20 protein-coding genes are annotated in these 26,369 nt (G+C 56.9%); 17 read left to right on the top strand and 3 right to left on the bottom strand.

What is annotated here, in order from left to right; all coding sequences use genetic code 11:
* The first annotated feature begins 95 nt into the window (after positions 1–95).
* Both I6F36_RS02905 and I6F36_RS02900 read left to right on the top strand, forming a co-directional pair.
* Positions 96–1,253 (top strand): glycosyltransferase family A protein, encoded by a 1,158-nt coding sequence (locus tag I6F36_RS02905; RefSeq protein ID WP_225132523.1) that lies wholly within the window; start codon positions 96–98, stop codon positions 1,251–1,253.
* Entirely contained in the window at positions 1,254–2,597 is a 1,344-nt protein-coding gene (locus tag I6F36_RS02900) for a glycosyltransferase (protein ID WP_225171010.1), read from the top strand. It abuts the gene before it with no gap.
* A gap of 148 nt (positions 2,598–2,745) precedes the next feature.
* Here I6F36_RS02900 and I6F36_RS39645 read toward each other — a convergent pair whose 3' ends face one another.
* Positions 2,746–3,600, bottom strand: a complete 855-nt coding sequence (locus I6F36_RS39645; protein WP_225144653.1) for a class I SAM-dependent methyltransferase — start codon at positions 3,598–3,600, stop codon at positions 2,746–2,748.
* A gap of 840 nt (positions 3,601–4,440) precedes the next feature.
* On the opposite strand from I6F36_RS39645, the gene I6F36_RS02890 reads away from it, so the two are divergent.
* The 5 genes from I6F36_RS02890 to I6F36_RS02870 all read left to right on the top strand — a co-directional run bounded on the left by I6F36_RS02890 (position 4,441) and on the right by I6F36_RS02870 (position 9,925).
* Positions 4,441–5,454: a glycosyltransferase family A protein gene (locus tag I6F36_RS02890; protein WP_225132521.1), complete on the top strand. Its 1,014-nt coding sequence runs from the start codon at positions 4,441–4,443 to the stop codon at positions 5,452–5,454.
* A 225-nt stretch (positions 5,455–5,679) separates the two neighbouring features.
* Positions 5,680–6,957, top strand: coding sequence for an O-antigen ligase (locus tag I6F36_RS02885; protein ID WP_225132520.1), 1,278 nt, complete (start codon positions 5,680–5,682; stop codon positions 6,955–6,957).
* A 47-nt stretch (positions 6,958–7,004) separates the two neighbouring features.
* Positions 7,005–7,988, top strand: a complete 984-nt coding sequence (locus I6F36_RS02880) for a glycosyltransferase (RefSeq protein ID WP_225132519.1) — start codon at positions 7,005–7,007, stop codon at positions 7,986–7,988.
* Between the two features lie 24 nt (positions 7,989–8,012).
* On the top strand, positions 8,013–9,203 hold the full coding sequence (locus I6F36_RS02875) for a glycosyltransferase family 4 protein (RefSeq protein ID WP_338129059.1): 1,191 nt from the start codon (positions 8,013–8,015) through the stop codon (positions 9,201–9,203).
* On the top strand, positions 9,200–9,925 hold the full coding sequence (locus I6F36_RS02870; RefSeq protein WP_225132517.1) for a polysaccharide deacetylase family protein: 726 nt from the start codon (positions 9,200–9,202) through the stop codon (positions 9,923–9,925). Before I6F36_RS02875 ends, I6F36_RS02870 begins: the two co-directional genes overlap by 4 nt.
* Positions 9,926–9,929: 4 nt before the next feature.
* Here the strand turns inward: I6F36_RS02870 and I6F36_RS02865 are convergent, their stop codons facing one another.
* Positions 9,930–10,613 carry a bifunctional 2-polyprenyl-6-hydroxyphenol methylase/3-demethylubiquinol 3-O-methyltransferase UbiG gene (locus tag I6F36_RS02865; RefSeq protein ID WP_057029397.1) on the bottom strand — a complete coding sequence of 228 codons (684 nt, stop codon included), beginning with the start codon at positions 10,611–10,613 and terminating at the stop codon, positions 9,930–9,932.
* A 757-nt stretch (positions 10,614–11,370) separates the two neighbouring features.
* Here I6F36_RS02865 and I6F36_RS39980 point away from each other — a divergent pair.
* The 5 genes from I6F36_RS39980 to I6F36_RS02840 all read left to right on the top strand — a co-directional run bounded on the left by I6F36_RS39980 (position 11,371) and on the right by I6F36_RS02840 (position 20,571).
* Positions 11,371–13,035, top strand: a complete 1,665-nt coding sequence (locus I6F36_RS39980; RefSeq protein WP_225132516.1) for a GMC family oxidoreductase — start codon at positions 11,371–11,373, stop codon at positions 13,033–13,035.
* Positions 13,032–14,048, top strand: coding sequence for an aldo/keto reductase (locus I6F36_RS02855; protein WP_225171009.1), 1,017 nt, complete (start codon positions 13,032–13,034; stop codon positions 14,046–14,048). Before I6F36_RS39980 ends, I6F36_RS02855 begins: the two co-directional genes overlap by 4 nt.
* A gap of 773 nt (positions 14,049–14,821) precedes the next feature.
* Positions 14,822–17,233 carry an Ig-like domain-containing protein gene (locus I6F36_RS02850; RefSeq protein WP_225171008.1) on the top strand — a complete coding sequence of 804 codons (2,412 nt, stop codon included), beginning with the start codon at positions 14,822–14,824 and terminating at the stop codon, positions 17,231–17,233.
* Between the two features lie 93 nt (positions 17,234–17,326).
* The gene (locus tag I6F36_RS02845) at positions 17,327–19,261 is read left to right on the top strand and encodes a type I secretion system permease/ATPase (protein WP_225132513.1); all 1,935 of its coding nucleotides are present in this window, start codon (positions 17,327–17,329) and stop codon (positions 19,259–19,261) included.
* Positions 19,258–20,571, top strand: coding sequence for an HlyD family type I secretion periplasmic adaptor subunit (locus I6F36_RS02840; protein WP_225132512.1), 1,314 nt, complete (start codon positions 19,258–19,260; stop codon positions 20,569–20,571). The genes I6F36_RS02845 and I6F36_RS02840 overlap by 4 nt, the downstream gene beginning before the upstream one ends.
* 312 nt (positions 20,572–20,883) lie before the next feature.
* On the opposite strand, the gene I6F36_RS02835 is transcribed toward I6F36_RS02840, so the two are convergent.
* Positions 20,884–21,276, bottom strand: a complete 393-nt coding sequence (locus tag I6F36_RS02835; RefSeq protein ID WP_225132511.1) for a hypothetical protein — start codon at positions 21,274–21,276, stop codon at positions 20,884–20,886.
* Positions 21,277–21,627: 351 nt separating this feature from the next.
* Between I6F36_RS02835 and I6F36_RS02830 the strand changes: the two genes are divergently transcribed.
* The 5 genes from I6F36_RS02830 to I6F36_RS02810 all read left to right on the top strand — a co-directional run bounded on the left by I6F36_RS02830 (position 21,628) and on the right by I6F36_RS02810 (position 26,276).
* Entirely contained in the window at positions 21,628–22,230 is a 603-nt protein-coding gene (locus I6F36_RS02830; RefSeq protein WP_225132510.1) for a transglutaminase-like cysteine peptidase, read from the top strand.
* Between the two features lie 95 nt (positions 22,231–22,325).
* On the top strand, positions 22,326–23,123 hold the full coding sequence (locus I6F36_RS02825; protein ID WP_128265386.1) for a hypothetical protein: 798 nt from the start codon (positions 22,326–22,328) through the stop codon (positions 23,121–23,123).
* 337 nt (positions 23,124–23,460) lie between these two features.
* Positions 23,461–24,534, top strand: a complete 1,074-nt coding sequence (locus I6F36_RS02820; protein WP_225132509.1) for a glycosyltransferase family 2 protein — start codon at positions 23,461–23,463, stop codon at positions 24,532–24,534.
* A gap of 6 nt (positions 24,535–24,540) precedes the next feature.
* A complete protein-coding gene (locus I6F36_RS02815) occupies positions 24,541–25,455 on the top strand; it encodes a polysaccharide deacetylase family protein (RefSeq protein ID WP_225132508.1) in 915 nt (304 codons plus the stop codon).
* Positions 25,456–25,616: 161 nt separating this feature from the next.
* Positions 25,617–26,276 carry a formyl transferase gene (locus I6F36_RS02810; protein ID WP_225171007.1) on the top strand — a complete coding sequence of 220 codons (660 nt, stop codon included), beginning with the start codon at positions 25,617–25,619 and terminating at the stop codon, positions 26,274–26,276.
* Positions 26,277–26,369 lie beyond the last annotated feature (93 nt).

Below are 26,369 nucleotides of genomic sequence, written 5' to 3'. Positions count from 1 at the left end.
CCAAGACGCCCTGTGCGCTCTTCATGGCGCGTCATCGGGCGAGTTACGGCTTAGGCTCTTCAAAGTGCGGATCCACAATAGGCGAGTTATTCCAAATGCAAAAGCCGCTTGTTAGCTTTGTCGTCCCTTGCTACCGACTGGCTGCTTTCTTGCCAGAATGTGTCGACAGCATCCTCTCGCAGACCTTTGAGGATTTCGAAATCCTCATCATGGATGATTGCTCTCCGGACAACACGGAAGAAGTTGCCAGAACATTCACAGATAGCCGAGTTACCTATGTCAGGAACGAGCAGAATCTGGGAGCGCTCCGGAATTACAACAAGGGAATACTTTTAAGTCGAGGGAAGTACGTTTGGCTTATATCGGCCGATGATCGCTTGCGCCGACCGTACATACTGCAAAGATACGTCGAAACCCTGGAAAATCATCCGGAGGTCGGTCTTGCCTTCTGCCCCGGGGTTAGCCTGAGACGTGGAAAAGAAGGTGCAGTGATAGATTACTCGACCTATGGAGACGTCGATACGATCGTCAGGGGAGAGGAGATCATCAAGCACTCATTGAAAGTAAAAGGAAATGCGATTCTGGCTGCGTCGGTGCTTGTTCGACGTGACTGTTACGAGAAACTGAGCCTCTATCCGGTCGACGTGGTATGGGCCGGAATTCCGGTCGATTTCATTTGGGGCGGCGATTGGTACATGTGGTTATTGTTCTCCTTGAACTATCACGTCGCATACTTTGCAGAGCCGATGGTGTGTTACCGTGAACATGAACTCAGTATGACAAACGCCATCACTCAAGAGAAGATCGATATCTGCTGGCACTCCGAGTTGGCCGTCATCACGATGATATCGCAGGCTGCCAAGGAGAAAGGCGCCCTGACAGTATACAAGGCTTGCTTGGGTGCGCTCGCCAACTTCTATGCCAAACATTGTGCCTCAAAACCCTATTCGTGGATGGGGCAGACATCCTGGTCCACTATAGATCTTCAGCAGGTGGAAGCGACACTCGATCGCAGCCCTTATACTGAGCAGGAGAAGACGTGGATCCGTTCACGCATCATGGTGGCGCTGGCTGAGATCTATTATTCAGAGGGCGATTCTATATCAGCGAGATCATATTATTTGAAGGGATTGAAGCTGAAGCCTTTCATGCTGCCGGTGTTCTTGAAATTGATTGTTCTTTCATTCGGCGGTCCAGGCCGGCAGGTTCGCGAGTTGCTGCGAACCGCTCGAGAGCATTTGGTGCGAGGCTGATTGAAGGATCAGATTCCGAGTTTAACCGACTCTTTTGCTGTAAGTTCGATGAAGAAGACCCTAGTGATCAGCGACAGGTATCCTCTGCCTGAGAAGTTTGGCGCTGACATCAGAACCATGAATCTCGCACGGTACTTTGCCGGCCTTGGGCCCGTCGATATTGCGTATCTCTCGGATTTGCCCTCCGGTCTGCGACAGATGGCAGGAGCGGGGGGGCATCTCGAAAAGGATGACGTATTCTTTGGGAAATATTGTTTACAGAAGCTGGAGTACCCTAGAACCTTGCGGGGACGGTTCGGAATGTCGGTTCGTGGCTTTCCGTATCCCGTTAGAGAGTATAGCAAAGCCTCGATGGAGAAGTTGGTCGCGCTAATAGAGTTTGGCGGCTACGATTTTGTGCTGGTGCGATACCTCAGGAATACCGCCGGGTTTTTTGGATTGTCACAGACGGCGAAAATGAAGGTCATCGTTGATATTGATGACGTCCTGACTCTTTCGCTCTATGATACGCTGTTTACCCCGACGAATAATGCCTTGAGGAAACTGTTCCGTGCCATCAACAAGGTGCTCCTGACTTACTATCAAACTCGTTGTGTGACCGCCTTTGGCGCCTGCTTGGTATGTTCCGAGAAGGATAAATTGGATCTGTGGGGTGAAATGGCCTCTGAAAGTATCTTCGTTGTGCCAAACACGTTGGGGATGAGAGGTCCAGGAGAACTCCCCATGGGGAGCGGGTTCGCCGGCCGACACATTTTGCTGTTTATTGGTGCGCTTCACTATCAGCCTAATGTCAGCGGCTTGCTCTGGTTTTTGGAAAACGTGTATCCGCTCTACAGGAATGTGTACCCCGATGCCGTTCTTTTGGTTGTTGGACGTGACCCATTGCCAGAGGTGATCGAAGCTTGCGCTCGCTCAAAGGGAGTCGAGTTGCATCCCGATGTCCCTGATGTCGTCGAGTACTACAAGGACTGTAGAGCGGTTGTTGTGCCATTGCTCGAGGGTAGCGGGACGCGGTTAAAGGTTTTGGAGGCGGCACTCTTGGAGAGGCCCATTATCTCTACAAGGAAAGGTGTAGAAGGGCTGGATGTCGTCTCTGGCGTTCATTTTTTGGAGTTCGATGATGATCGTAGCTTTTGCGAGGCGTATAGGGCCTTAAGCAACGAAACGGTCTATGACGCGCTTGTGGCAAGCGCTGAAAGCATGGTTCTAGAAAGATATTCAAACAGCGCTCTTTCTGCTTCAATGAGCAAGGTGGTTGCACATATCGATTCAAGGAAGGCAAAAATGTCCTCGCCGAGGTCTCACACCCCCGCAGGGCAACCTTCCGGTGAAGCTTTCAATTAGCTACGAATTCTCATCCGTCCAGAGCGGGGCCGGGAGGACCCTGCAGTCCGCGCCGCATGTCGCAGGCTTGGCCGATCTCTTAGTCAATCGCTCTCATGCCCTTGCACTTCAAGCGTGAGCCTCGGCTTGGACTTACGGTGATTCAGCCCTAGGCAGCGTTCAGCAGGAAAGCTACCTGATCGCCTTGCTGTTCAGTATTCAGCTTTGCCGCCCTCTTGGCAAACCCTCTCATTTCCCGCCGGCTGAACACATCATCTGGTCTGGATGATGCTAGCGGCTTGGAGCTCTTGTACATTTCGCTTCCCCAGAACTGAAATGCAGTCGAATCGTCGATTGATTGCCTAACACGCAAACCGCAGCGCTCCGCCAATGCATTCATTCCCTTGCGAGAGGGTATCACAACGTGGCGCGGCGCATCCAGTTGCACCCAATTCGGGCCGTACTCTCTCCACGCATGCGAGGATGAGGTTGGGATGCGAACCAGAATGCGGCCGCCGGGCGCAAGCAACCTTCTTGCATTGCTAAGACTTTGGTCCGGCTCGGGCACGTGTTCTAACGAATGATTGAACATGATGAAGTCAAACTCGCCGGACATACTCTGAAGGTCCGATTTTTGAATCGTCACGGCACCTGCTGCTGGCTCGACAATGTAGGGATCGACTCCTGTAAGATTCTTGAACCCTGCCGCAGACATTCTGTAAAGAAGTTTCCCGGACCCGCAGCCTACGTCCAGCACTCGAGAACTGGGATCAATTCCAAAGCATCCGATGACCGCTACGATCGGATCGTACCTCACAAAGGACGCCACGGCTCCCAATATGCTCTTAGTGCCGAGTGCGTGCGCGTCCCTGACGGCAGTAACACGCGAATTTCGCGACGGTCTGGAGAATGAGTAATACCCATCGGGGTAAAGGCGACTCTCATCGGCTACGTCCGATAAGCGCTGGATCGTCCCACAATCACTACATTCCTGATACTCAAACCGCTCTTTTGTGCCAAACATCATCTCAATAAAGACGTGGTGGCGATGTTCGCTGTCTGACAAGCAAGTTTTACAAATCATATCGAGTACCTAGCCACAACGGCGGATCGACTGCCGGCTAAGCGATCGGTGAGGCCGTAGAGGTGCAGTGTCCTCACTATGACGCGAAACTGACGAGCTTGCCGATGCCTTCGGCTGATCGCTCTGTCCAACCTTCTTGATCGGGCTGTCACTTTGCATGCGCCGCCTTTCGTTCTCGCCGGGTCGCGGCCCGCGGGCAATCAAGCGGAACTCGGTTGGCGAAGCTTCGTGTATCTACAATGAATATAATAAATAAACTGAAGGCTGTCCAAATTAAATAGGCAAAGATCGCATGTTTTAATTCCGAGGGCTTCCTCTAAAGTTCAACCGAAGCCCGCGTCGCCGGGATTAGGCTGCGCCGGCGTGGGCTTTGCCGGCCGCACCAGTAAACGTGGAGCTTGGTCAGGGCGCGAGGCCGGTATTTCAGTCGAGGCTCGATGTTATAACATAACCAAAGCGCGTCTCTAATATTTAAATGGATGGCGATTGAAATTTAAAAGCGATTTAATTATGTTTGGATACGGAGGGCCTTCCGAGGGGCTCCGGGGCTGACAGGCGTATGCCATGCCTCCTGAGACGACGCGGAGTTTTATTCTTGAGTGCAGACAAAGCGGTGAGTAGGCGGAATTTCATGTGCTTACGGACTGGGCCTCCGGCGGAACCCGAGAAAGGCCATTCTTGGTCTGCGCGCTGAAGAATTGCAAAAGTCTGGCCAGCGAACCGGGAGGTCGTGCAGATGGCGCCGGCGTGTCAGGCCCGACTGACTAGGAGCGTTTCGTGATGTCCGAGGCACATCCGCCCAAGGCTGGAGGAATGGCTGAAGAACCCTTGGTCACGGTCGTGATGTGCGTGTACAACGCTGGTAAATATTTTCGACCGTCGCTGTTGAGCATAATTAATCAGACATACAGGAATCTGGATATTCTCATTGTCGACGATGGTAGTTCGGACGGCTGCTTCAGCTCAGTTCAGGATTTGCTGGTAGATGAGCGTGTTCGCGTGATCCATCAAGCGAACTCAGGCAAGCCTGTTGCTATCAATCGAGCGCTCGATCGGATCCGCGGCGAGTTTTACGCAATTCAAGACGCGGATGACATCAGCTATCCAACTAGAATCGAAAAGCAGGTTCGTGCGCTGCTCAACAGTCCGCATTTGGCTGCCGTGTTCTGCGGCAACGAGCTCATCATCAACGAGAGATTCATGGCACCCGTGTTTTCGCCGAAAAGCGAGAGCGACTGCCAGTCCGAGATCAGGGCCTTTCAAATGCCGGCTCTCGATCCCACGGGAATGTTTCGAATGTCATTGGTTGGCGATATCCGGTTCGAGCCGTCGTTAATGGTTGCCGAGACCTGCGATTACATATGGAGAGTCGGGGAGGTGCATCCGATGATCGTATTGGGGGAGTGCCTTTATGCCTACCGCATTCTTCCCAATTCCCTCAGCCGACGGGCGCCAACCTGGCGGAAGCAGTTTGAGGTCGATGTCTTCAGGCGAGCATGCGAGCGGCGCGGTTTGCGGTTTGAGCAGGGTTGCGCGGATGCGATGTGCGGCTACAGAGGATCTAACAACAGTTTATTGGACAACAACATCGCCGCCCATTTCATCAAGAGCGTGCTGGATTGGCGTAGGTCGAACCGTCGGTTGTCGGCATTAAAGACGGGTTGGCAATGTGCGTGTTTGCACCCAGCGGATCCGCACTACTACAAAGCGCTGGTTTACGCCTTGATTTCACCCAGCGTAGCGAGCCGCCTGCGTCGTGACTTCCTGGCGACTCCCCTGGAGACCACGAAATGAAGCGCCTCGTAGGGAGGAATTGTCGCTTTGTGCGGCGCCTCGGCTTCGAGCGCGCTACTTGTTTGCAGAACGTCTCAGATATTTGAGGTACTCGCGTTGACCCGCAAAAGCTTAGAATTGGAATCGGGTTCTCAGCTTACGTATCTGTATGGTCGGCAGTGGAGTCCAGTTGGTCGCGCCGCGGGGGCGCCGCGTTGGGGGACGGAACTGTATCTGAAGCTATTGTTGGTCGCGATTGTCTTGCCCGAAGGATTGTCTTTCTTCGTCGGCGATTTTCGCCTCTCGGTTGCTCGAGTTCTAATTTTCTGTTCCTTCATCGCCGCGCTACAGCAGCTTGGACAGCGTCTAGGCGCGCGAACCGTCGTCTGCGTCCCATCGGATATCTTGGCCCCGCTCACGGGCGTTTGGATGATGTTGGCTGCCACAGTCACTGATGGTCCTGCGGGTTTTAAAGGGGCTGGAATCGAAGCGCTCGAGTTTGTGGGCGCATACCTGACGTTCCGGTTTCTTCTTGGGCCGGTCGATAGTTCCGTTCGAATAGCACGGTTCTCCTGCAAGCTGATGATCTTGATCGTCGGCATAGCGCTTCTTGACCCGCTGAGTGATAAACTGTTCACCTATGAGTTCATCAAAGGTATTACCGGCTATGCGAAGCTTAGTTACGATGGACCATTAGCAATCAGGGCTGACACGTTCTATCGGGACGGTGTCGTTCGCGCCATGGGGCCGCTCGAGCATTCGATATTGTTCGGTGCTGTTTGCGTTTGGTTTGGGGTCGTGGCCTTCACTACGTTCAGGCACCAGGTACTCGGCTGGGGTGTGGCGGGCATCGCCCTCATCGGTGTGTGGTTTTCGCAGGCGCGCAGTCCATTGTTGGCCTATCTGATCGGATTTGCGCTGGCGAGTTTCTATGCCGCAAGCCCTCGCTTCGCTGCCCGATGGAAGTTGGTCGGGTTGTGTGTGACCGCTCTACTCCTTGTTGTTTTCACTTTCTCTGGCAGCCCGGTCGCAACCCTTGTGCGACTTAGCGGAGTAAGCCCAGAGGCGGCCTGGGCCCGTCAAGCGATTTGGGACACGGGAGGACCTGTGGTCCTCGGTTCGCCGATCTTCGGAATTGGTTTGAATGGCGACTGGAATTGGCAGTCGCATGGCGCGCTCGTGAGTTCGAGCGTGGATGCCTTTTGGCTTGCCACCGCAATGTCGTATGGAATTCCGGGAAGCGCGTTGATCCTTTTGACAATTGCCAGCGCATGCTGGCTTGGCTCGATCGACAAATCGCCTCACCTTACTCCCGAAGAGAGACGGCTGTCAGTGGCGCTCGGAATTGTAATAGCGACGATCGCGTTTCTAGGGTTCATTGTGCACTTTTGGGGCATTTGTTGGATCCTCATCGCTGTGTTTACCGGGATGCGAGCGAACCTCGCGGAGACCGCCATATTGCGCGAAAGAGGTGCGACCCGATTACCGGAGACATTTGAAGACGGGGGACCGCGAGGTCATTAGGCTGGCAGGGATGCCGATCAGGATTTCTCGCTGCGCAGGACTAAAGCATGAAGGTTTCCATTATCATACGAACTTACAATCGTGCGTACATCATCGGGGAAGCGATCGAGAGTGCCTTGAATCAGACGTATGCGAATTTCGAGATAATCGTCGTTGATGATGGATCCACAGACGGCACGGCCGCAACGGTGAAAAAGTTTCGAAGCGACAAAGTGCGTTACATTAGGCATGATCGCAATCGCGGGGTGAGTGCGGCAGGCAACACGGGTATAAAGGCCGCCAACGGCGATATCGTTGCTCATCTGGATTCGGATGACCTGTGGAAGCCGGAGATGCTCAGCAGTCTCGTCGATGTTTTGCGGCGTCATCGTCAGATTGGCGCGGTGTTCTGTGACGTTGAGGTCGACCGTGGCAGATCCATCTCGTCAATTGTCTCAAGCATGCGTGCATTTCCGAAACTGCTCGCATCGCGCGCGCGTTCTGATTTCGATGTCTTTCTCTTCAGCAGCCGTGAGATGTATCTGTGTTTGCTGGAAGAAGTGCCTATCAAGCCGACTGCGGTATTGATCCGGCGCACTGTTCTGGATGAGTTTAGAGGTTATAATGAATCATGGTGTTCGGGCGAGGACTGGGAACTGTACCTGAGAATCTCGAAGCATCATGGATTTGGATACGTCGATCGCAAGCTCGCAGTTATGCGGGTGCTCGAGGATTCAACCCTATCGAAACTCCAGGAGGAGGATAAATCGTCCTTGCTGCAGCTGGCAGTGAGCGAGAAGAAGGGGCTTCGGCGAGATCGCGAAGCGCTCGAAGCGGCAAATCGTGCAATCGCTCGGCATTGCAAGGATTTGGGATGGATCTATCTGCACTCGGGAAGACGAATGAAATCGATCTCAACCTACGCTCGCGGATTTGCCGAAACGGGACACGTACCTCTCGTTATGAGAGCCGGCGTGGCTCTTATGCCTCTGTCGCTTACTGCGGGTTTGAAAAAGCTACTTCTATCCAGCGATCGCTCGCTCGCTCCATGAGAGATCTTTCCGGCGAAGTGGTCGATGGTCCGTGTGTGCGGGAATAGAATGACTCAGAACCACATCTCCGACAGGCCGGCGGCACGGCGGATTGCATTCGCCACGATCGGGGATGGGCGCCTGGTCAGGTTCTGGTCCGGTACCCCGTTTCACATGTCGAGATCGCTCGCAGGTGAAGGTCACGAGGTGGTCCATATCGGTCCGTTGAGCGCACCGATATTGCCCCTATACAAGACGTATTCCAGGCTTTGCCGTGCCTTTCGCAGACGCGGCCGTTCCCCGTTGCATGCGGGGGCGGTCGTTGCACAATATGCAGCGGACTCTGCGCGTAAAATCCGAGCGGTGTCGCCCGATATCGTCTTCGCGCCGGCCGGCTCTACCTTTGCATGGAGTGTGCCTAACGGCGTTCCGCTCGTCTATGCGTCCGACGCGACCTTTCGGCTCATTGAGAACTACCATCCTAACTATCGAAACTTGTCGCGAGGTGCTCGGGACATCGCTGAACGCGTGGAGCGGGACACGATCGCGCGCGCGGATCTGATCCTCTACCCGTCGGAATGGGCAGCCGAATCTGCCATCAGGGACTACGGTGCCGACCGTAGCCGGGTGCATGTCATTCCTTGGGGCGCCAACCTCGAAGAAGCGCCGGATCGTGCCTCCGTGCTAGGGTGCCGCAAGCCGGGTCCCTGCCGTCTCCTCTTCATCGGCGCCAACTGGGAGGAGAAGGGCGCTGACATCGCGGTCGGCGTCCTCGCTGAACTGAGGAAGAGGGGCATGGAGGCGGAGCTCGTGATCTGCGGATGTACTCCGCCGAAGTCAGTTGCTCAGGATGGCCTGACGATCATCCCTTATCTCGACAAGTGTGATCGCGAACAGCGCAACCGATTGGATCAACTCTATCGGGACGCGGATCTATTTCTGCTGCCGACCCGGGCGGATTGCTATGGAATCGTGTTCTGTGAAGCCGCGGCCCATGGAGTACCGAGCATTGCGCCGGCCACTGGCGGCGTCCCCTGCGCTGTCCGCAACGGGGAGACGGGCTTGTTGTTGCCACCGGAAGCGACGAAGGCGGACTATGCGGCGGTCATCTTCGAGACCTTTGCTAACCAGGATCGGCTGGCACGCCTGAGACAATCGAGCCGCGACGCCTTCGAGGCCCGATTGAACTGGCAGGCTTGGGCCCGGCGGGTTTCAGATCTGATAGAAACTCTATGATCGTCTTGAATTATCATGAGCTGGTGGAAGCCTCGCCTTCGAACGCGTGGTGCCTGACTCATGAAACGTTCGAAGTGCATCTCGCACTTTGCGGGGAGGCACTGGTCTCGCCCCAGAAGTTTCTGGAGCATTGCTCCGATCCGACATCCCACGGCACCGGCGCGGTCCTGTTGACTTTCGACGATGGATTTATTTCGGACTATACGCATGTCTACGCCCGTTACATGACGACCGGTCGTATCCCGGGTTTCATGTCCTTTATCCCGGTAGACTTTGTAGGCTCGCCGGGACGTATGAGTTGGGACATGATCGAGGAGCTTGCCAAGGGGGGTGTTGCGATCGGCTCACATGGCATGGCCCACGTCGATTTGACGACTGTCTCGGACGCAGAACTCGAGCGCGAGCTCGGTGTGTCCAAGTCGATGCTTGAGGATCGCCTCGGTCGACAGGTAGCTCTCTTCGCTTTCCCATATGGACGGTTTTCCCGACGGGTCTGGGAGGCGGCGCTGAGGGCTGGCTACACACACCTCTTTACAATCCAGCTTGGATATCATCGCGGCTTCGAATCGTTTTTGTACTCCCGCCTTTGTATGACGAACAACATGGATGCTGAGTACATGCGCCGCCACTTGCGCGATCCGGATGCGATGCGCGGCGTTTCCTGGAAAATCAGCACAAAGCTCGGGCTCTATCGCCAACTCATGCGCTTGCGGTATCACTAGCGCTTTAGTATTTGGGCGGTTTCAGTGCTGTGCAAAGCCAGGACATCGCCCGTTGAGTCGTCTTGGCCTCGTCGATCACCTCGAATGCTCGTTTTGCCTCCCGCAACACTGCCAATGATCGCCGCGATGCGGTGTAGTTCGAGACGATGATGCAGCCTCCCGGTTTGAGTGATTGCGCGTAACGCTCGAGCGACCGAACGGGGTCGCGCAAATAGAAAAGAGACTCGTTAAAGACGATGACATCGAAACGGCCGTCGGGCTCGTACACGTCGCCGTCAGCCTGAGAAAAGTCAGTGCGATCATCGTTGTACAGACGGAGCTTCTCGATTGCCACGTCAGAGATGTCCACTCCGACATAGCGTTCATATCCAAGCTGCTTGAAGCGCTCGAATAGCATTCCGTCTCCGCAGCCGATCTCCAGGTACTCGCCGCCACGTCTAAAAGCGTCCATGAAACCGATGAGTGTCCAGTAGCGAGCTACTTCGCGCTGCATGTAGGTCCAGAGGCCATCGCTGTACTCGGCGTCCCAAGTGGATTTCGCTTTTGGGCTGTCACCGAACCCCTGCGCAGTCTCCCACTCGCTAACGGCACGCCCCAGCGCGTCGCCAAAAGGCAGCCGGGCCAATCCGAAGGCATAGTACGCGGCGCGCACCCGGCGCCATGCGTGGTAGTGAAGTGCTGCAAGCATTCCCAACCTGCCAACGCGTATTCGACGTCAGATAGTTTAATACAGGTGAAGTTATCGACAGATCAAGTGTGTACGGCGGGCGAGAACTGCAGATTTCATAGTACCTGTGAGGTGAGCTTTCGCCCGGCCAATTCGCCTGCGCATCTCGGACCCTTGTCCGTGAGCCGCCAGGGAACGATTACCGCAAACGTCTTGCGCTCCTATCGTTCCGTGATCGGATCGAGAGTACCACGCCCCGCAGAATCACAGCACGTCCCCAATGACTCACCCCCGCTCCCAACGCGCGGGCATCATCAGGTCGTGGCTGGACGCTGCCACATCGGGTCTTCCGGTGCCGCGGATCCGGTCTAAAGCGTTGTTTCTACCTGAAAGCCGGCCGGGAGTATTGTCCGCGAGAAGGTAGTGCTTTTGGCAGGAGCTACACACCCCGAATATTCGGAGAAATGGGTTGGCTTGTGCAATGCAGAAATTAAATGCCTATTAACAGTTGACGGATGTATTTAAGTGCGCCTATCATTATTTGTTTTTGCAATTTGTCACAGAAAATCAAAGCCATGGATAGTGGTTTTGCGGAAGCGATAATTTCCCTTTCATTGCATGCATTGCCGGGGCGGTTGCGCCTAAGCATTAAACCCGGAGCGCTCGGTTACCGGGTTCGCCGACGGATTTGTCTTAAGTCGCTGTTCACAGCTGGTGGCCCATCGCTGTCCGCTTGGCATGCTAGCCCCCGACCAATTTTCGCTTGAAGAGAGTTGTCATGCAGATCGGGCCGGCGCTTTCAGGTGTATTAGGTACCACGACGATTGAGGAGTTGCGGCGCCCGGGAGCGCAGGATGCGATCGTGATCGGCGGGGGAGCCGCCGGGGGATTGGCGGCGCTCTTACTCGCCGAGGCTGGCCTGCGCGTGCTTGTGCTTGAGGCCGGGTGGCAGAATTCGCCGCGAAAGACTGGGATACGCCGAGCTATAGCCAGCATGACCCGTAGGCTCGCGGACCCTGCGACACTTCGCTTGCTCCCTCCTGCGGTTGTTCCCTTTGGCAAGATGGCCTTGAGAGGCCTCGGCATGTTGCGCCAGCCCATCCAATCTCGCTGCAGCATCTGGGGCCGAGCGCCGGACTCGTTTGTTGACGATCATGACCTGCCTTACGTGACGCCACGGAGCCAACCTTTTGTCTGGATACGAGCGCGAACGCTCGGCGGACGCGTGGGCCTTCCAGGGCACGGCCGGCAATACTATCGGCTGAACTCCTCCGACCTTGCGCCGTGCGATGGATTGAGCGCGCCTTGGCCGCTAGAGCCGGGTGAGTTGGACCCCTGGTATTCGATGATCGAGCGACGGCTAGCGCTTGCCGGTGCCATGGATAGCGTACCATGGCAGCCTGACAGTCAGCTCTCGCGAGAACTTGAACCTTCACTGAATCAGTTCGCGCTGATGGCAGCTATCCGCGCACGGTGGCCTCACTCGCGGCCGATGCTCACGCGCTTTGCCGCACCGCTGGATGCCTTGGAAACTGCTGCTCTTACAGGGCGCCTTCGATGCCGTGAGGGCGCAGTCGTACGGCAAATCGATGTTGATCGATCAGGTCGCGTACGCGGCGTAGTCTGGTTCGATCAACAAAGTGGAACCGACGTACGCGCTTGCGCTCCGTTGGTCTTTCTGTGCGCGTCCTCGTTAGAGTCGACACGAATACTCTTGCTTTCGCGTTCATTCAAAGGGGGCCAAGGGCTCGGTGCAGGATCTGACGCGCTGGGGCGCTACTTGATGGACCATATTGTCGTAACTGGGTGGGGTGGAGGTGCGCCGCTGAAGCCCAGCCCAGTGCTCGAAGATGGGTGCGCGATTTACCTTCCACGCTTCGATGCGCGCGACAGGCCCGCGCCCCTCGGCGGGCGAGGTTTTGGCGTGCAGTTGTATCAATTTCCAGGAGGGCACGGGCGTTCCCATTTTACTGCGGTTAGCTTCGGTGAAATGCTTCCTCGTGCCGAAAACCGAGTAGCGCTACATCCTACACGACGGGATGTATGGGGAATCCCCGTATTGCATATCGACTGCCGCTATAGCGAAGCGGATTTGGCGCGTGCCCGCGATCAGGCAGCTGCCATACGCGAGATCGCCGCAACAGCTGGCGTGACGTTGAGCCGGGTTAATGAACGGCCGGCCCCGCCTGGCTCCGCGATTCATGAGTGCGGGACCGCCCGGATGGGTATCGACCCCGCGACCTCCGTGCTCGATCCAAATAACCAGTGCTGGGACGCACAGGGATTGTACGTTACGGATGGTGCCTGTTTCCCGTCCCAGGGCACGCAAAATCCCACGTTGACCATTCTCGCTCTGACCGCGCGCGCATGCCATCACGCGGTGAGCACCGTCGCCCAAACAAGGCGAGAAGCTGCATTCGGACTAGCCGGAGGCGCGTCATGACGGTGGCTGCTGCCGCGCCGTTTCGAGAAATCCTTCCGCGAAACATGCTCCCCCTAGGTTTTGGATCCGGCGCACTGTTGAGCAAGCGACGAACCCGCCGTGAGGCTCTTAAGTTGCTCGAAGCAGCTATGGATTGTGGGGTCACATATTTTGATACTGCGCGAATGTATGGTGCCGGTCGCGCAGAGGGCATTCTGGGAGAGTTGGCGGCGCGAAAGCGGGAGCGCCTGGTTCTGGCAAGCAAGGCGGGCATTGTCCCACAAAGTCGCGCATTTCATGTCCGCGCAATGGGTCGTAGCATTCGTCTTCTGCACAATGTCGCGCCAAGTTCAAAGAATTACCTGCCTGTGCCGTCCAACTATCTGCCGCGTTTCGGAGCCTTTGGTCTCGTGGAATTCCGAGAAAGTGTCGAGACTAGTCTCAAGGAATTGCGTACAGATTATCTCGATGTTCTACTCCTGCACGAGTGCAGCGCTGCCGACGTAGAGGAAACGGACCTGATCCGTCTTCTCGATGATCTCAAGCGTGAAGGGAAGGTCCGCGCCGTTGGCATAGCGACAGGCATAGAGGAGACGGTGTCCATCCTCCAAAGATATGCAGCGCTGTTCGACGTTGTGCAGATTCCAAATGCCATCTGGAATATGAACGTCAGGAAAGTTCCGGCAACTAACCGCCTCGTGATTACGCATTCGTCTCTTACCAGCCGATTTAAAATACTGCTCGATAGATTGTTGTCCGATGAGCGGATGGCGGCTGAATGGCGTTCGCTGACGCAGGTAGATCCACGCGATTCGACAGAGCTGGCTCATCTACTGCTGGCTCATGCGCTGAATGCAAATCCAAACGGGATCGTCATCTTTTTCTCGTCCAATCCGTCGAATGTTGTGGCAAACGTGAGATCTGTCAGCAGTCGAGCTATCGACGAGAAGCAGATCGCGGGTTTGAACGCATTATTGGCGAGAAAGCATGTTGCCGAGTTTCTTGACGCGAGCTTCCGAGATCTGAGTTTCTGATCGGTGCAGACCGACGACGGTGGCTTGACTTTGCATCAGTCAGACGCGGCGGAGTATGGTTAGGTCGTCGGCAGGACCTGATCGAACATCTTGTTGCGACCCTGCCGGGGGAGCGGGTGACTGTGTGCTGGGTTCGGGGGACATCAACGATCAGGATGATCGGTGCGCGCTCGTAACTCTCGATCTGAATGGTGTGTCCGGAACGGCATTTGCTTTGCTTGGCGCTTTGCGGATGGCGCTGGATTGGCCATTACCTGAATCGGGCAATACGGGTTCGGATTGTTCGCAGCGCGATGTGTGCTCAAATGCTCTTGCTGGACGCTCGCGCTGTTGATTGTCTGGACAAAAAATTATGTCGTGTTTGGCGGCAGATAATCTTGTGGATCGAAATATTTAATTTGTTTTCTGCTGTGGCGCCGTCGACGACACTTGGTAAGCTGTTGTCTAGTGGCGAAGGCGTAACATCGATTCCGGCATACTTTTGTATATCTTCGACCGCTCCGTGTGGCCCTCGTTCAATGCGGTGCACGAGTGGTTGATCGGACTGAAGAAATTTCCGGCATTTAATTCGCGCGATGCGAATGTGTCTAGGGTAGCTCAGGAAATTACCTTGGGTGAGCCGTCGTGTCGTCGCAAAAAAGCCTCCACCCGCCGGGAAGACGCACCCCAACGGCGCTGCGCCAGCAGAGTCGCACTTGGGGTCGCGTCGCTTGGGGAAACAATTGGGCGCGTGCCAGGGGCAAACCAGATTGAAATTAACAGGAGAAAACTAGATGGCATCCATTCCTCTGACATGGAATGATCCGATGTTTAGCGACCAGACCAATTCGGGGACGGTCTGGCTTGGAAATGGAGAGACGATTTCGGGTGTGAGCATTTCCGACCAGAGCGACACTGTCGCCGTCGGAGGGAGCGGCTCGTTCACCATCGACGACGTCCGTATTTCTTCAAGGGAAGGCGTGCGCATTGGGGGCAGCGGTGATGTCACCATCAACAATACGTACATCGAGACAACGGGACTGTCGGGCGATCACGCCGACGGAATTCAGGCCTATGCTCCCGGCGCCACCGGGAATCTGACCATTACAAACTCGACCATTGTATCGCACGACCAGAATGCCACTGCTGGGCTGTTCATCGCAGATGGTTATAGCGGAACGTTCACTTTCAATAACGTGGTGTTCGACGGTGGCCCATTTGGTCTGCGCATTGCCGCGGACGCAGGAGCCGGTCACGATGACTACCTCGCCCTCAAGGACGTGTATTTTGTGGGGCCATTTGCGTATGGCGCGCTTTGGTTGGAGGAGGTCAATGCGAACATACACATCACGCAATGGGAGAATGTTCGCTACGCCACGATCGTGGACGGTCAACTCATCCCCGGCGATCTTATCCCGCCTCCCCTTCCGGTTGAAGGACCGACCGCACCCAGCACGCCGACCGCGCCGGATGCTCCGACTATCGCGTCGTTCTCGACCGACAGCGGCACCGCTGGCGACAAGATTACCAACGACAATACCATCGAGCTCAAGGGCACCGCGGCTGCCGGCAGCACGGTCAAGATCTACGACGGTACGACCCAAATTGGTTCGACGACTACGGACTCGAGCGGCAGTTGGGACTACATCACCAAGATCCTGACCGACGCCAAACATACGCTGACCGCAACGGCGACCAGCTCGTCGGGTCAGACCAGCGCGGCGTCGTCTGCGTTGGCAATCACTATCGATACCAAGGCTCCGACTGCGCCGACCATTGCCAGCCATACCGTGAACACCGCCAATCAGGTGGTGATGTCGGGCAGTGCCGAAGCGAGCAGCGTCGTGAAGGTGTTCGACGGCACGACCCAGATCGGGACCGCGACTGCCAACAGCACCGGCGGGTGGAGCTATACAACCAGCGCCCTTGCGGCCGGCTCGCACAGCCTTACCGCGAAGGCAACGGATGCAGCAGGCAATACCGGCCCGGCGTCCACTGCGTTCACCGCCAGCATCACCGGCACCTCGGCGCCAGCCACACCGACCTCGCCGACTGCCGGCACGGTGGTCGAGTCAGCTGGCGCGACAACTCTCGTTGAGAGCGGCGGCAAATATTACCTCAATGGCAGCACCGGATCGGGCCCCACGCTGAAGGACAACGGTGTGCAGTTTGTGAAAGGGTCGGATGGCACCTGGACTCCCATCGGTGCGGAGAAGACGGCGACGGGCTATGTGGTTGCGTGGAAGGAGACGAGCACGGGTCAGTACACGGCGTGGAACACCGACAATAACGGCAACTACGTGTCCCATGTCAGCTCCCTGACCGGCTCCACAGACGGTGGCTCGGTGTCGGGTACTGACTCTGGCCTTAAGTCGCTCGAGACGAGCTTCCATCAGGATCTGAACGGTGACGGGCAGGTAGGTACTTCCACTGCGACCATCCCGACGTCGCCAACCCCGACGACTGGCAAGGTCGTCGAATCGGCTGGTGTGACAAGTCTCGTTGAGAGTGGCGGCAAATACTACCTCAACGGCAGCACCGGCACTGGCCCGACGCTAAAGGATAACGGCGTGGATTTCGTGGGCGGGTCCGATGGCACCTGGACTCCCATTGGCGCGGAGAAGACGGCGACGGGCTATCAAGTTGCCTGGAAGGAGACGAGCACCGGTCAGTACACGGCGTGGAATACCGACAATAACGGCAACTACGTGTCTCATGTCAGCTCCCTGACCGGCTCCACGGACGGTGGCTCGGTGTCGGGTACGGACTCTGGCCTCAAGACGCTGGAGACCAGCTTCCATCAGGACCTGAACAGTGACGGGCAGATCGGTACGTCCAGCGTAGCTACGTCATCCACTGCAACCGGTAGCAACGCGGCTATTGCGGGCAGTACGTTCATCGCTTCGCCGGGCAACACGACCCTGACCAGCACTTCCGGCGATGACACCTTCGTTGGCAGCAGCCAGGCCGATACTTTCGTGTTTGGCGCGAACTTCGGCAACGACGTCATCAAGGGCTTCGTTGCCCGCGGACCTGCTCACGACACGATCGAGTTCAGCAAGAGTGTGTTCGACAGTTTTGCCAGCGTTCTTTCCCACGCGACGCAGTCAGGCACCGATGTCGTGATCGCGACGGGGAGCGATACGCTCACGCTGAAGAACGCCAAGCTCGGCTCGTTGACCAGCAACGACTTCCACTTCGCGTAGGGGACGGCATCCACAGAGAGCAATCTTCAACAACTGCCTTGGGGGATCTCTTGAGGGATCTTCCAACAAAGGCGCGTTTCAGGGGCAGAAGCCATGATTGACTTTGGACGGCGGGGGGTATTCCCCCCGCCCGCAAATCTCTATCGAATTCCAGTTCTTTACATATCAGGACTCTGGTCAGCCGGACGGCAGTGGGCGGAAAACGCTCAACTGCAGACGCCGCAACTGATCGGCTGGGCAAAGGGCCTGATCGAAGTGCTGCGGTCACGGATATTCGCTGGTCGACCCCGGCCAGTGGATCACTATGACGAGTCGCAGTCAGAGTTGTCGGCGTTCCTGCGGTCTTGCCGCCGGATTTTCTGGGCGCTAGCGGCATTCAGCGGCATGAGCAACCTTCTGATGCTCACCGGCTCGTTCTTCATGCTGCAAGTCTATGATCGGGTGCTGCCCGGACGCAGCATACCGACTCTTGTCGCTCTGTTGGCTCTGGCAACGGTGCTCTACCTGTTTCAGGGCGGGCTCGACTTCGTCAGGAGCAGGATCAGCGCCCGGGTGGGCCGGTATTTCGATGAAAGTCTCGGGATTCGCATCTTCGACGCTCTTGTTCGCCTGCCTTTGAAGACCAGAGCGGATGGCGACGGCCTGCAGCCGGTGCGGGACCTCGATCAGGTCCGCAGCTTCCTGTCGAGCGGAGGGCCGACGGCGCTCTTCGATCTGCCCTGGATGCCGATCTATCTCGGCGTCTGCTTCCTCTTTCACTTCTGGATTGGCATCACTGCGCTGGCTGGTGCGTTGGTGCTGGTCGGCATTACGATGCTCACGGAAACGCGTACCCGAGGTCCGGCAAAGGCGAGCTCGCGTCTTGCCATTTCGCGAACTGCCCTCGCGCTCGAGGGACGGCGCAACGCCGAAGTTCTGCAGGCCATGGGTATGCGGCAACAAGCGGCTTTGCGTTGGCAGGATGCCAACGCAAAGTACCTCGCAGCCCATGAACGGGCCAGCGATGTCGCAAACGGACTCGGTGGTGCCTCGAAGATTTTCCGCGCGATCTTGCAATCGCTGGTTCTTGCCGTTGGCGCCGTCCTCGTCATCAACCAGGAATCGACGGCCGGCATCATCATTGCCGGATCGATCCTCACCGCGAGGGCCCTTGCGCCTGTCGAAATGGCAATTGCGAACTGGAAGGGGTTCGTCGCGGCGCGCCAATCGGGACAACGGCTCGATTATTTGCTGAAGCTTCTTCCTCAGGAGGAGGAGCGGTTGGCATTGCCTGCGCCTGTGGAAACCCTTAGCGCCGAGAACCTCTATCTCAGTGCTCCGAACTCCGAGAGACCCACTCTCAGCGAAGTGTCATTCCAGCTGCGGAGTGGGCAGGCGGTCGGAATCATCGGTCCGAGCGGATCCGGCAAGTCGACGCTGGCGCGTGCGCTGGTTGGCGTGTGGCCGTGCATTCGAGGCAGGATCCGGCTCGACAACGCCGCCCTCGATCACTGGTCTTCTGACGACCTCGGCAAGCACATCGGTTATCTGCCCCAAGACGTAGAATTGTTCGACGGCAGCATTGCGATGAACATTGCACGCTTCGACCCGAACGCAACCGCCGCCGCTGTTCTGGAAGCCGCCCGCGCCGCGGGCGCGCATGACCTCGTCCTCTCACTGCCGGACGGGTACAGCACGAAGATCGGCGAGGGAGGGCTGGCGCTGTCGGCGGGGCAGCGGCAGCGTATCGCGCTTGCGCGCGCTTTTTACGGCAAACCCTTCCTGGTCGTGCTTGACGAACCCTCTTCCAATCTAGATGCGGAGGGCGAGGAGGCTCTGACAGAGGCGATCCTGAACGTGCGACGCCGCGGAGGGATTGTGGCCGTTGTCGCTCATCGGCCGAAGGCGCTGGAAGGTGTGGACCATGTATTGTGCCTCGGCGAAGGCAGAGTTCAGTCCTTCGGCAAGCGAGAGGAGGTACTCAAGAGAGTGCTGCGGACTCCGGTGCCGCTGAAGGTCGTCGCAGAAGCTCAAGGAGGCGGCCGATGAACGATCAGATTGCGCCGGCGTTGCAGTCCATCCAACGTTACATGATCGTCGGAATGATCATGTTCGCTTTGGTGACTTTTGGGGTCGGCGGCTGGGCGACGACTTCCCAGTTGTCGGGCGCGGTGATCGCGCAGGGCGTGGTCGTGGTGGATTCGAGCGTCAAGAAGGTCCAGCACGCCACGGGTGGAATCGTCGGAGAGTTGCGCGTGCGCCAGGGCGATCGGGTCAATGCAGGCGACATTCTGATCCGCCTCGACGAGACGCAGACGCTCGCGAATGCGACGATCGTCACGAATAGCATCGACGAATTGCTGGCACGGCAGGCCCGTCTCGAGGCCGAGCGCGATAGTGCCGAACAGGTCGTGTTTCCAAAGGTACTGCTCGACCGGGCCAAAGAGAGCAACTCCGAGGCAAGCCGTGCAATCGCCGCGGAGCGGAAGCTGTTCGACCTGCGTCGTCAGGCGAGGAGCGGCCAAAAAGCGCAGTTGCAGGAGAAGAGCGCGCAGTTGGAGAACGAAATCAAGGGCTATATGGGGCAGACGGAGGCCAAGCAGAAGGAAGTGGAGTTCATCCGACAGGAGCTGGAGGGCGTGCGCAGCCTCTGGCAGAAGAACCTGGTGCCGATCACCCGGCTCAATTCCCTCGAGCGCGACTCCGCCCGCATCGAGGGCGAGCGCAGCCAGCTCGCAGGAATGATCGCTCAGTCGAAGGGCAAGATCTCCGAAATCGGACTCCAAATCATTCAGATCGACCAGGACCTCCGTACCGAGGTCGGCAAGGACCTGATCGAAACCCGCTCGAAACTCTCCGAGCTGGGCGAGCGCAAGACTGCGGCGGTGGATCAGTTGAATCGGGTCGATATCCGGGCGCCACAATCCGGTCGCGTCCACGAGCTCAGCGTCCACACGGTCGGGGGGGTGATCTCTCCGGGCGAGCAAATCATGCTGATCGTTCCTGACGCGGACTCGCTCGCGGTCGAAGTCAAGATCGTACCGAAGGATATCGATCAGGTCTACGTGGGGCAGACCGCGACAATGCGCTTCGCAGCATTCAACCAGAAGACCACGCCCGAAATCGACGGCGAGGTCAGCATGGTCTCGGCAGACATCACGCAGGATCAGCGTGCTGGCACGAGTTACTACACAGGCCGCGTCTTGCTGAAGACGGAAGAGCTGGCGAAGCTCGGCTCGGCCAAGTTGCTGCCCGGCATGCCTGTCGAGGCCTTTATCAAGACGGCGGGGCGGACCGCGTTGTCCTATCTGCTCAAGCCGCTACACGATCAGGCGCAGCGCGCATTCAAAGAGCGCTGAGCCCTTTGGATTTGAAACGACACAGCCCCGAGCGCACCCGCACTCGGGGCTGAGAGGAATCTCAAGAGTTTGTCCATTGCTGCGAATAACATTGATGTTCAAGACGAAAAAGAAGCCCAAATGAAAAGATAACGACGGGCTTGCAGGCGTGCCGTGAGCTGGGTGAACACCGAGGAGAGCTGCTCGCTGCGGATGGCTCGCCGCTCGTCGCATTGCATCCGAAGCCTATCGTTGGCTTCGACCGCCCGGAGCTCAAGATTGCGCCGCGAGATCGATCGAGTCGATGCGGGGCAGGCCGCAACGTTGGCCGCATCAACGAGCACCGAGCTGACGACGAGCCCCTGCAATGCGGCTGGAGACGGACGGCGTGGCTTGAGGGGGCTCTGGCCGCCAGGAACGAGCCACAAGGGTGGACAGCTTTCGCCCCTTCGTCAGGCCTGATTGGGCGTGTCTGAGCAGCCGCCAGAGATTGGCTGGGGTGAGCCTGGCAGTACCGATCCACGTCGGCAGTGCCGACAGCAAAGCTCCGGCGCGCGCACGGACCGAGTATGGCGCGGGCTCGCTGTGTTGGCAGGCGGACCAGCTAACCGCCCGGCGGTGCAGCCCGCTCAGCACATCCATTCGCTTGCTGCGCAGAGTCATCGCTGTGACGAAGACAAGCAGGATGGCTTCAGCCCCCAAAATGACGAGCAGTTCTTCCGGCATGTGCAATCTCGATTGTGAGGCGGAGAGGTCGTTCGGAATACGATCTGCCGGAGGGCGCATTGAATCAACGATTAATTCGTGGGAATCGTTAAATTGGCGGCTTATTTCTGAACGCTGCGGAGCAGCTCATAGCGGCCGGCGATGCGGCCGGGCCGGGACGCGTCTGCGGGGGCGATCTGCTTGTTGGCTGTACTGAATAATGCGCAAACGCATTATTTCTTCCCGCCGCTTATATTTAATTGACAATTAAATTAAATAAATTAAAGATGAAATATGGTTGCCGCGGGACTGTCGGTGTCAGCCTGCCAGCGGATCCGAGCCTCAGTTTTGCGTTTGCGAGGGGATCGGCAGATGTATCGAACCTTCGGCTCCGTCGTGGCGGTCGCTATCATGCTCGGAGGAGTTCAATGGGCCGGGGCGGGGCGCATGTCCTTGCCGGCTACGCCGCGGTCAGGGCAGCACATCGAACTGGGAAACCCGACGCTGCCGCCCCTTGCGTACACGGTGTTCTGCCTGCGCTACGAGGCGGAATGTCTTCCGCCGCGCTCGTTTCGCGGTGGGCCGATCCGGCTGACCGAGGACCGCTGGGCGGCTCTGCAGGAGGTCAATCGCGCGGTCAATTTCGCCATCGTGCCGACGCGCAACGAGCTCGGCCTTGCCGGCGAGGAATGGGTCATCAACCCGAAGCACGGCGATTGCAATGACTACGCCGTGAGCAAGCGCCACGAATTGCTTCGACGCGGCTGGCCTGCGCGAGTCCTGCTACTGAGCGAAGTCGTCGTCAGTTCCGGAGAGCACCACCTCGTGCTTCTCGTGCGCACGCGAAATGGCGATCTCGTCCTCGACAATCTATCACCCGAAATCAAACCATGGTCGCGCGTTCACTATCGCTGGGTTCGGGTGCAAATGCCACGCCACATTCTGTGGGCGAGAATCGAAGGGAAGGGAGCATGAACCCGACAACCATTCAGTGAAATATCTCTGGTTAAGATCGCCTGCGGTCTGAACGCGCAATTCCGCATGGTCGCAATCATTTGAAGGGGAAATCTGTGAAGAAATTATCGCGTTGGCGAGGCTTTAGCTGGGCGCAAATAGCCGCCGGCTTGTGTTACGCCGGTTCCGCACTGGCGGATCAAACACTTTCCTCCAGCCAAGCGGCAGGTCCTGCCTCCTCGCGGCTGCCTTCTCCTGCGTCGGCTCCTCCACTCTCATTTGATGACCCCCGCTTTGCTGGAAATACCTCCGAGCCATACACCCGTTACGGGAAGTTCTTCAGCAACGGTGAAGTCGTCGAGCATCGGTCCTGGGATCACAACAACGATGGAAGCTCCGTCGTTTGCGGGGATTGCACTCTGAAAAACTCCCGCATTCGATCCAACGAGGGATTCCGGTGTATTGGCTCCGACGGTATTGGCGGCATCAACATGGACGGCGTCTACATCGAAACCAAGGGTTTGCCGGGCGATCACGCAGACGGGCTTCAGTGTTATGATCCTGGCAAAACCAACGCCATCACGGTTCGCAATACAACATTCAAGACCTACAACAACACGAATGCAACGGCCGGTTTCTTCTACGCTGATGGATTGGGGGGCTCAGTTAGCTTTGAGAACGTCTTGTTCTGGGGCGGACCTTACGGGTTGCGAATGCATCCCGATGGCATGAACGTCACTGTTTCCCTTAAGGATGTGTATTTCGTTGGTCCGTTCCTGTACGGCGCATTTCTGATTAACAATGCGGGCGGCGGAACAATGACGATCACCAAATGGGAAAACGTCAGGAGTGCAACCATCGTCAATGGCCAGCTCGTCCCGGGGAGCTTGCTTCCTCAGCCTCGGATCCGCTGATCCATTTTCCTGCCCCAGTCCCGCGCGGCTTGCATTCTCGGATTAAGGTCGCTCGTCCGGAAATAACAACTTGCAAATTAAACCAATTTAACAATATAAATATTTAATCGTGGGTTCCAGTCGGTTATGCCATACAGAAGACGAGGAAGGCTGCGCGCACTTAGCATGGCCGAGCCGGGTCGCCAGGCACTCACCACATTGATGAGCCAATTCCGGATGGTTTGCCGACCATCAGGAAGGACGGGCCTGACAAATCGCGTTCGAGCAAGATGGTTGTCGAAGATGGGTTCGGTCGAACATTGAAGGGGGCCTGACGTATCGCATGAGGCTGAATCCCATGTCGGATGCAATTTATCGGGCCGCTGAGCCCGACATTTCGATCATCATCGTGAGCTACAACACGCGCACCATGACGCTCGAATGTATTCGATCTGTCTTGGCACAAACAACGACAGTACTCTACGAAGTCATCGTTTTCGATAACGCTTCAACAGACGGATCTCCGGAAGCCATTCGCGCAAACTTCCCTCAACTCGAGCTCATCGCGTCGCAAGAAAATCTTGGGTTTGCCGGCGCCAACAACATCGCCGCGATGCGGGCGCGGGGACGCCGGTTTTTGCTGCTCAACCCGGACACCCTGATCGTGAATCGCGCAATCGATCATCTGCACGAGTTCGCCGATGCGAATCCGCGCTTTGGGATCTGGGGCGGGCGCACCGTGCTGTCTGACGGCCGCTTGAATCCTGGCTCCTGTTGGGGAGATGCCACCTTATGGAGCATCTTCTGTTTTGCTACTGGTCTGACCAGCTTGAAGCGCAGCAGCTCGGTTTTCAATCCCGAAGGATACGGTGGTTGGAAGCGTGACAGCATTCGTCCAGTCGACATTGTCACGGGCTGCTTTCTTCTCATAGACCGCGAACTTTGGAAGCAACTTGACGGCTTTGATCCCGAGTTTTTCATGTACGGTGAAGAAGCGGACTTGTGCCGCCGGGCGCGCAAGCTTGGTGCATCCCCAACCATCACGCCTGCAGCTACCATCATTCATTACGGCCAGTCTTCCGAGCCCGATCAAGCAGAGCAACGCATCAAGGTCCTTGCCGGCCGGATCACGCTGCTGCGGCGTCACAATTCTGCTGCGACGATTCTCGCAGGCAAGACACTGTACATGCTTCTCCCCCTCCTGCGCTTGCTTGCGTACGGAACGGCCGGCCTGGTCTCCGGCAGAAGTGATCTGCGTGAAAAGGCGCGAAACTGGCGCTATGTCTGGCAGCATCGTCAACGCTGGGTGAATGGCTGGAGCAATGTCGGCGTGAGGAGCGCGCGCGGCAATCCGCGCAACAAGCTGCCAGAGGAGGTAGCGGCTGTGGAACGTCCGTTAGGGGACGCGTTATCCCGCTCGCGCCAGGGATAGCCACTGATGCGGCGCGACGTTACCATTGTGGTCTATCATCATATCGCGGACCGTGAAGACCCGTTAACCAGCAAGCTTGGAGTTGTTACAAGGCCAGAGGTTTTTGAGAAGCACGTCAAGTATTTCGCGCGTCATTTTGACGTGGTGAGCGGATCGGACCTTGTAAATGGCACTCTGCCGCGTAAACCTTTGCTGATCACCTTCGATGACGCATATCGCTCAGTTCTCGATACCGCAAGTACTGTCCTTAAAACGGCAAATGCACCTTCGCTGTTCTTCGTCAATCCGACAACGCTGCTGGGAAGCAGATTGCCAGTGGATAATATCTTATCGTTGGCAGCGGTGGTGCTCGGTAAACAGCAACTGATAGCTCTCCTGAACATCAACGAAACCGGACCAACATCAGTCCCTAGGCTCATCGCTAACGTGATTTCAAAATGGACTCAGGCGCAAATTGCCGAGGCGAAGCAGCAGCTGTGTACCGCAATGGGCACCAATGAATTGGAACTCCGGCGTACATCGAAGCTTTTTCTTAATATCACCGATATCAAGCGGTTTGCGAGCTTAGGGATAGAAGTAGGAAACCACTCGATGAGCCACACGTTCTTTCGTTCGCTTTCATCGAGCGAGTTGGAGACCGAGATCGTGCAAAGCCGAGAGCTTCTGGAGAAGTTATCGGGACAAACGGTTCAATGCCTGAGTATTCCCTATGGGAATGCATTGGACGCGACCGAAGGTGCGCTGCGCGCCGCACGGCGTAATCACAAGGCGATCTTTTTAGTGCATGCGAAAAGCAACCGCTTTAAACCGGCGGCTGACATTTTCTATCGGATTAGCCTGGGGAACGCCGCGCCAGAAGAGATTCCGTTCAAGCTCCGGATTATGCCTGTACTACGGTGTGCGAGAGATTGGCTATGGTAGCTGGGCAGCCCGAACAAAAGAGAATAGTGATTCTGACGCGGGATGGCCCAGAACATCGCTATGTCGCAAACATGCTTTGCGCTGGACTCGCCATTGACCGCATCATTGTGGACCGGTCAGCACGGAGAACAAGACTGCGGCGCGCCGTACGGAAGGGGTTGGTGCATTTCTTAGGAAAGGCAACCCGTGCTGTCTTTCTCAAGATGATTCGAGACGATGAGGCCCGGACCCGGTCACTTGAAAGTCTGTTGGGGCAAAAGGCTCAAACATTCTATGCATCTGATCGAATCGTCTATGTCGAGGGCATAAACGGCACCGCAAGCTTGGAAGTCCTGCGGCAGAGACGCCCCGATGCGATTCTTAGTTACGGCACGTCGGTCGTGAAGAATGCGGTCCTCGACTCTGCAACCGATATCTGCATCAATCTGCATACAGGTATTAGCCCCCAGTATCGCGGAACCGCGTGCAGCTTTTGGCCTGTAGTCAACGACGAGTTGGACATGCTCGGTGCGACCATTCACGAATGCACGTCCGGCGTCGACAGCGGGCCGATCTTTGAGACAGTGCATTCGAGATACGAACCAGGGGACGATTTGCATAGGATTTTTGGCCGAGCCGTGATGGTCGGTGCCGAAGCGTATGTACGAGTGGTTCAACGCTATGTGGCGGGCACCTTGAGCGGAGTTTCGCAAGATCTCAGTCTTGGGCGCGAGTACCGTGGAGCCGATTTGACCATTGGTCCGGAATTGGTGGCGCGACGCCGGCTCGCCCGTCTGAGGTCCATCGCCGAAATCTCGATCATTGGTCAAAACGACAGGTAGTTCGCTGACGGGCAATCGTGCAAAAGCTCGCCTTATCGACCGAAGTCGTAAGCCGCCCCAGCAGATCGTCATCGATGGGGAAAGCAGTGACCG

It is taken from the genome of Bradyrhizobium sp. BRP19 (genome assembly GCF_020194195.1).
GTDB classification, from domain to species: Bacteria; Pseudomonadota; Alphaproteobacteria; order Rhizobiales; family Xanthobacteraceae; genus Bradyrhizobium; species Bradyrhizobium yuanmingense.
The sequence above is the reverse complement of the archived record's forward strand: the minus strand, read 5'-3'. Positions and strand labels throughout refer to the sequence as shown.

Coding starts and splice junctions, on each gene's coding strand:
- I6F36_RS02905 (WP_225132523.1), top strand. CDS start 96: ATGCAAAAGCCGCTTGTTAGCTTTGTCGTCCCTTGCTACCGACTGGCT.
- I6F36_RS39645 (WP_225144653.1), bottom strand. CDS start 3,600: ATGTTTGGCACAAAAGAGCGGTTTGAGTATCAGGAATGTAGTGATTGT.
- I6F36_RS02890 (WP_225132521.1), top strand. CDS start 4,441: ATGTCCGAGGCACATCCGCCCAAGGCTGGAGGAATGGCTGAAGAACCC.
- I6F36_RS02880 (WP_225132519.1), top strand. CDS start 7,005: ATGAAGGTTTCCATTATCATACGAACTTACAATCGTGCGTACATCATC.
- I6F36_RS02875 (WP_338129059.1), top strand. CDS start 8,013: ATGGTCCGTGTGTGCGGGAATAGAATGACTCAGAACCACATCTCCGAC.
- I6F36_RS02870 (WP_225132517.1), top strand. CDS start 9,200: ATGATCGTCTTGAATTATCATGAGCTGGTGGAAGCCTCGCCTTCGAAC.
- I6F36_RS02865 (WP_057029397.1), bottom strand. CDS start 10,613: ATGCTTGCAGCACTTCACTACCACGCATGGCGCCGGGTGCGCGCCGCG.
- I6F36_RS39980 (WP_225132516.1), top strand. CDS start 11,371: ATGCAGATCGGGCCGGCGCTTTCAGGTGTATTAGGTACCACGACGATT.
- I6F36_RS02855 (WP_225171009.1), top strand. CDS start 13,032: ATGACGGTGGCTGCTGCCGCGCCGTTTCGAGAAATCCTTCCGCGAAAC.
- I6F36_RS02850 (WP_225171008.1), top strand. CDS start 14,822: ATGGCATCCATTCCTCTGACATGGAATGATCCGATGTTTAGCGACCAG.
- I6F36_RS02845 (WP_225132513.1), top strand. CDS start 17,327: ATGATTGACTTTGGACGGCGGGGGGTATTCCCCCCGCCCGCAAATCTC.
- I6F36_RS02840 (WP_225132512.1), top strand. CDS start 19,258: ATGAACGATCAGATTGCGCCGGCGTTGCAGTCCATCCAACGTTACATG.
- I6F36_RS02835 (WP_225132511.1), bottom strand. CDS start 21,276: ATGCCGGAAGAACTGCTCGTCATTTTGGGGGCTGAAGCCATCCTGCTT.
- I6F36_RS02830 (WP_225132510.1), top strand. CDS start 21,628: ATGTATCGAACCTTCGGCTCCGTCGTGGCGGTCGCTATCATGCTCGGA.
- I6F36_RS02820 (WP_225132509.1), top strand. CDS start 23,461: ATGTCGGATGCAATTTATCGGGCCGCTGAGCCCGACATTTCGATCATC.
- I6F36_RS02815 (WP_225132508.1), top strand. CDS start 24,541: ATGCGGCGCGACGTTACCATTGTGGTCTATCATCATATCGCGGACCGT.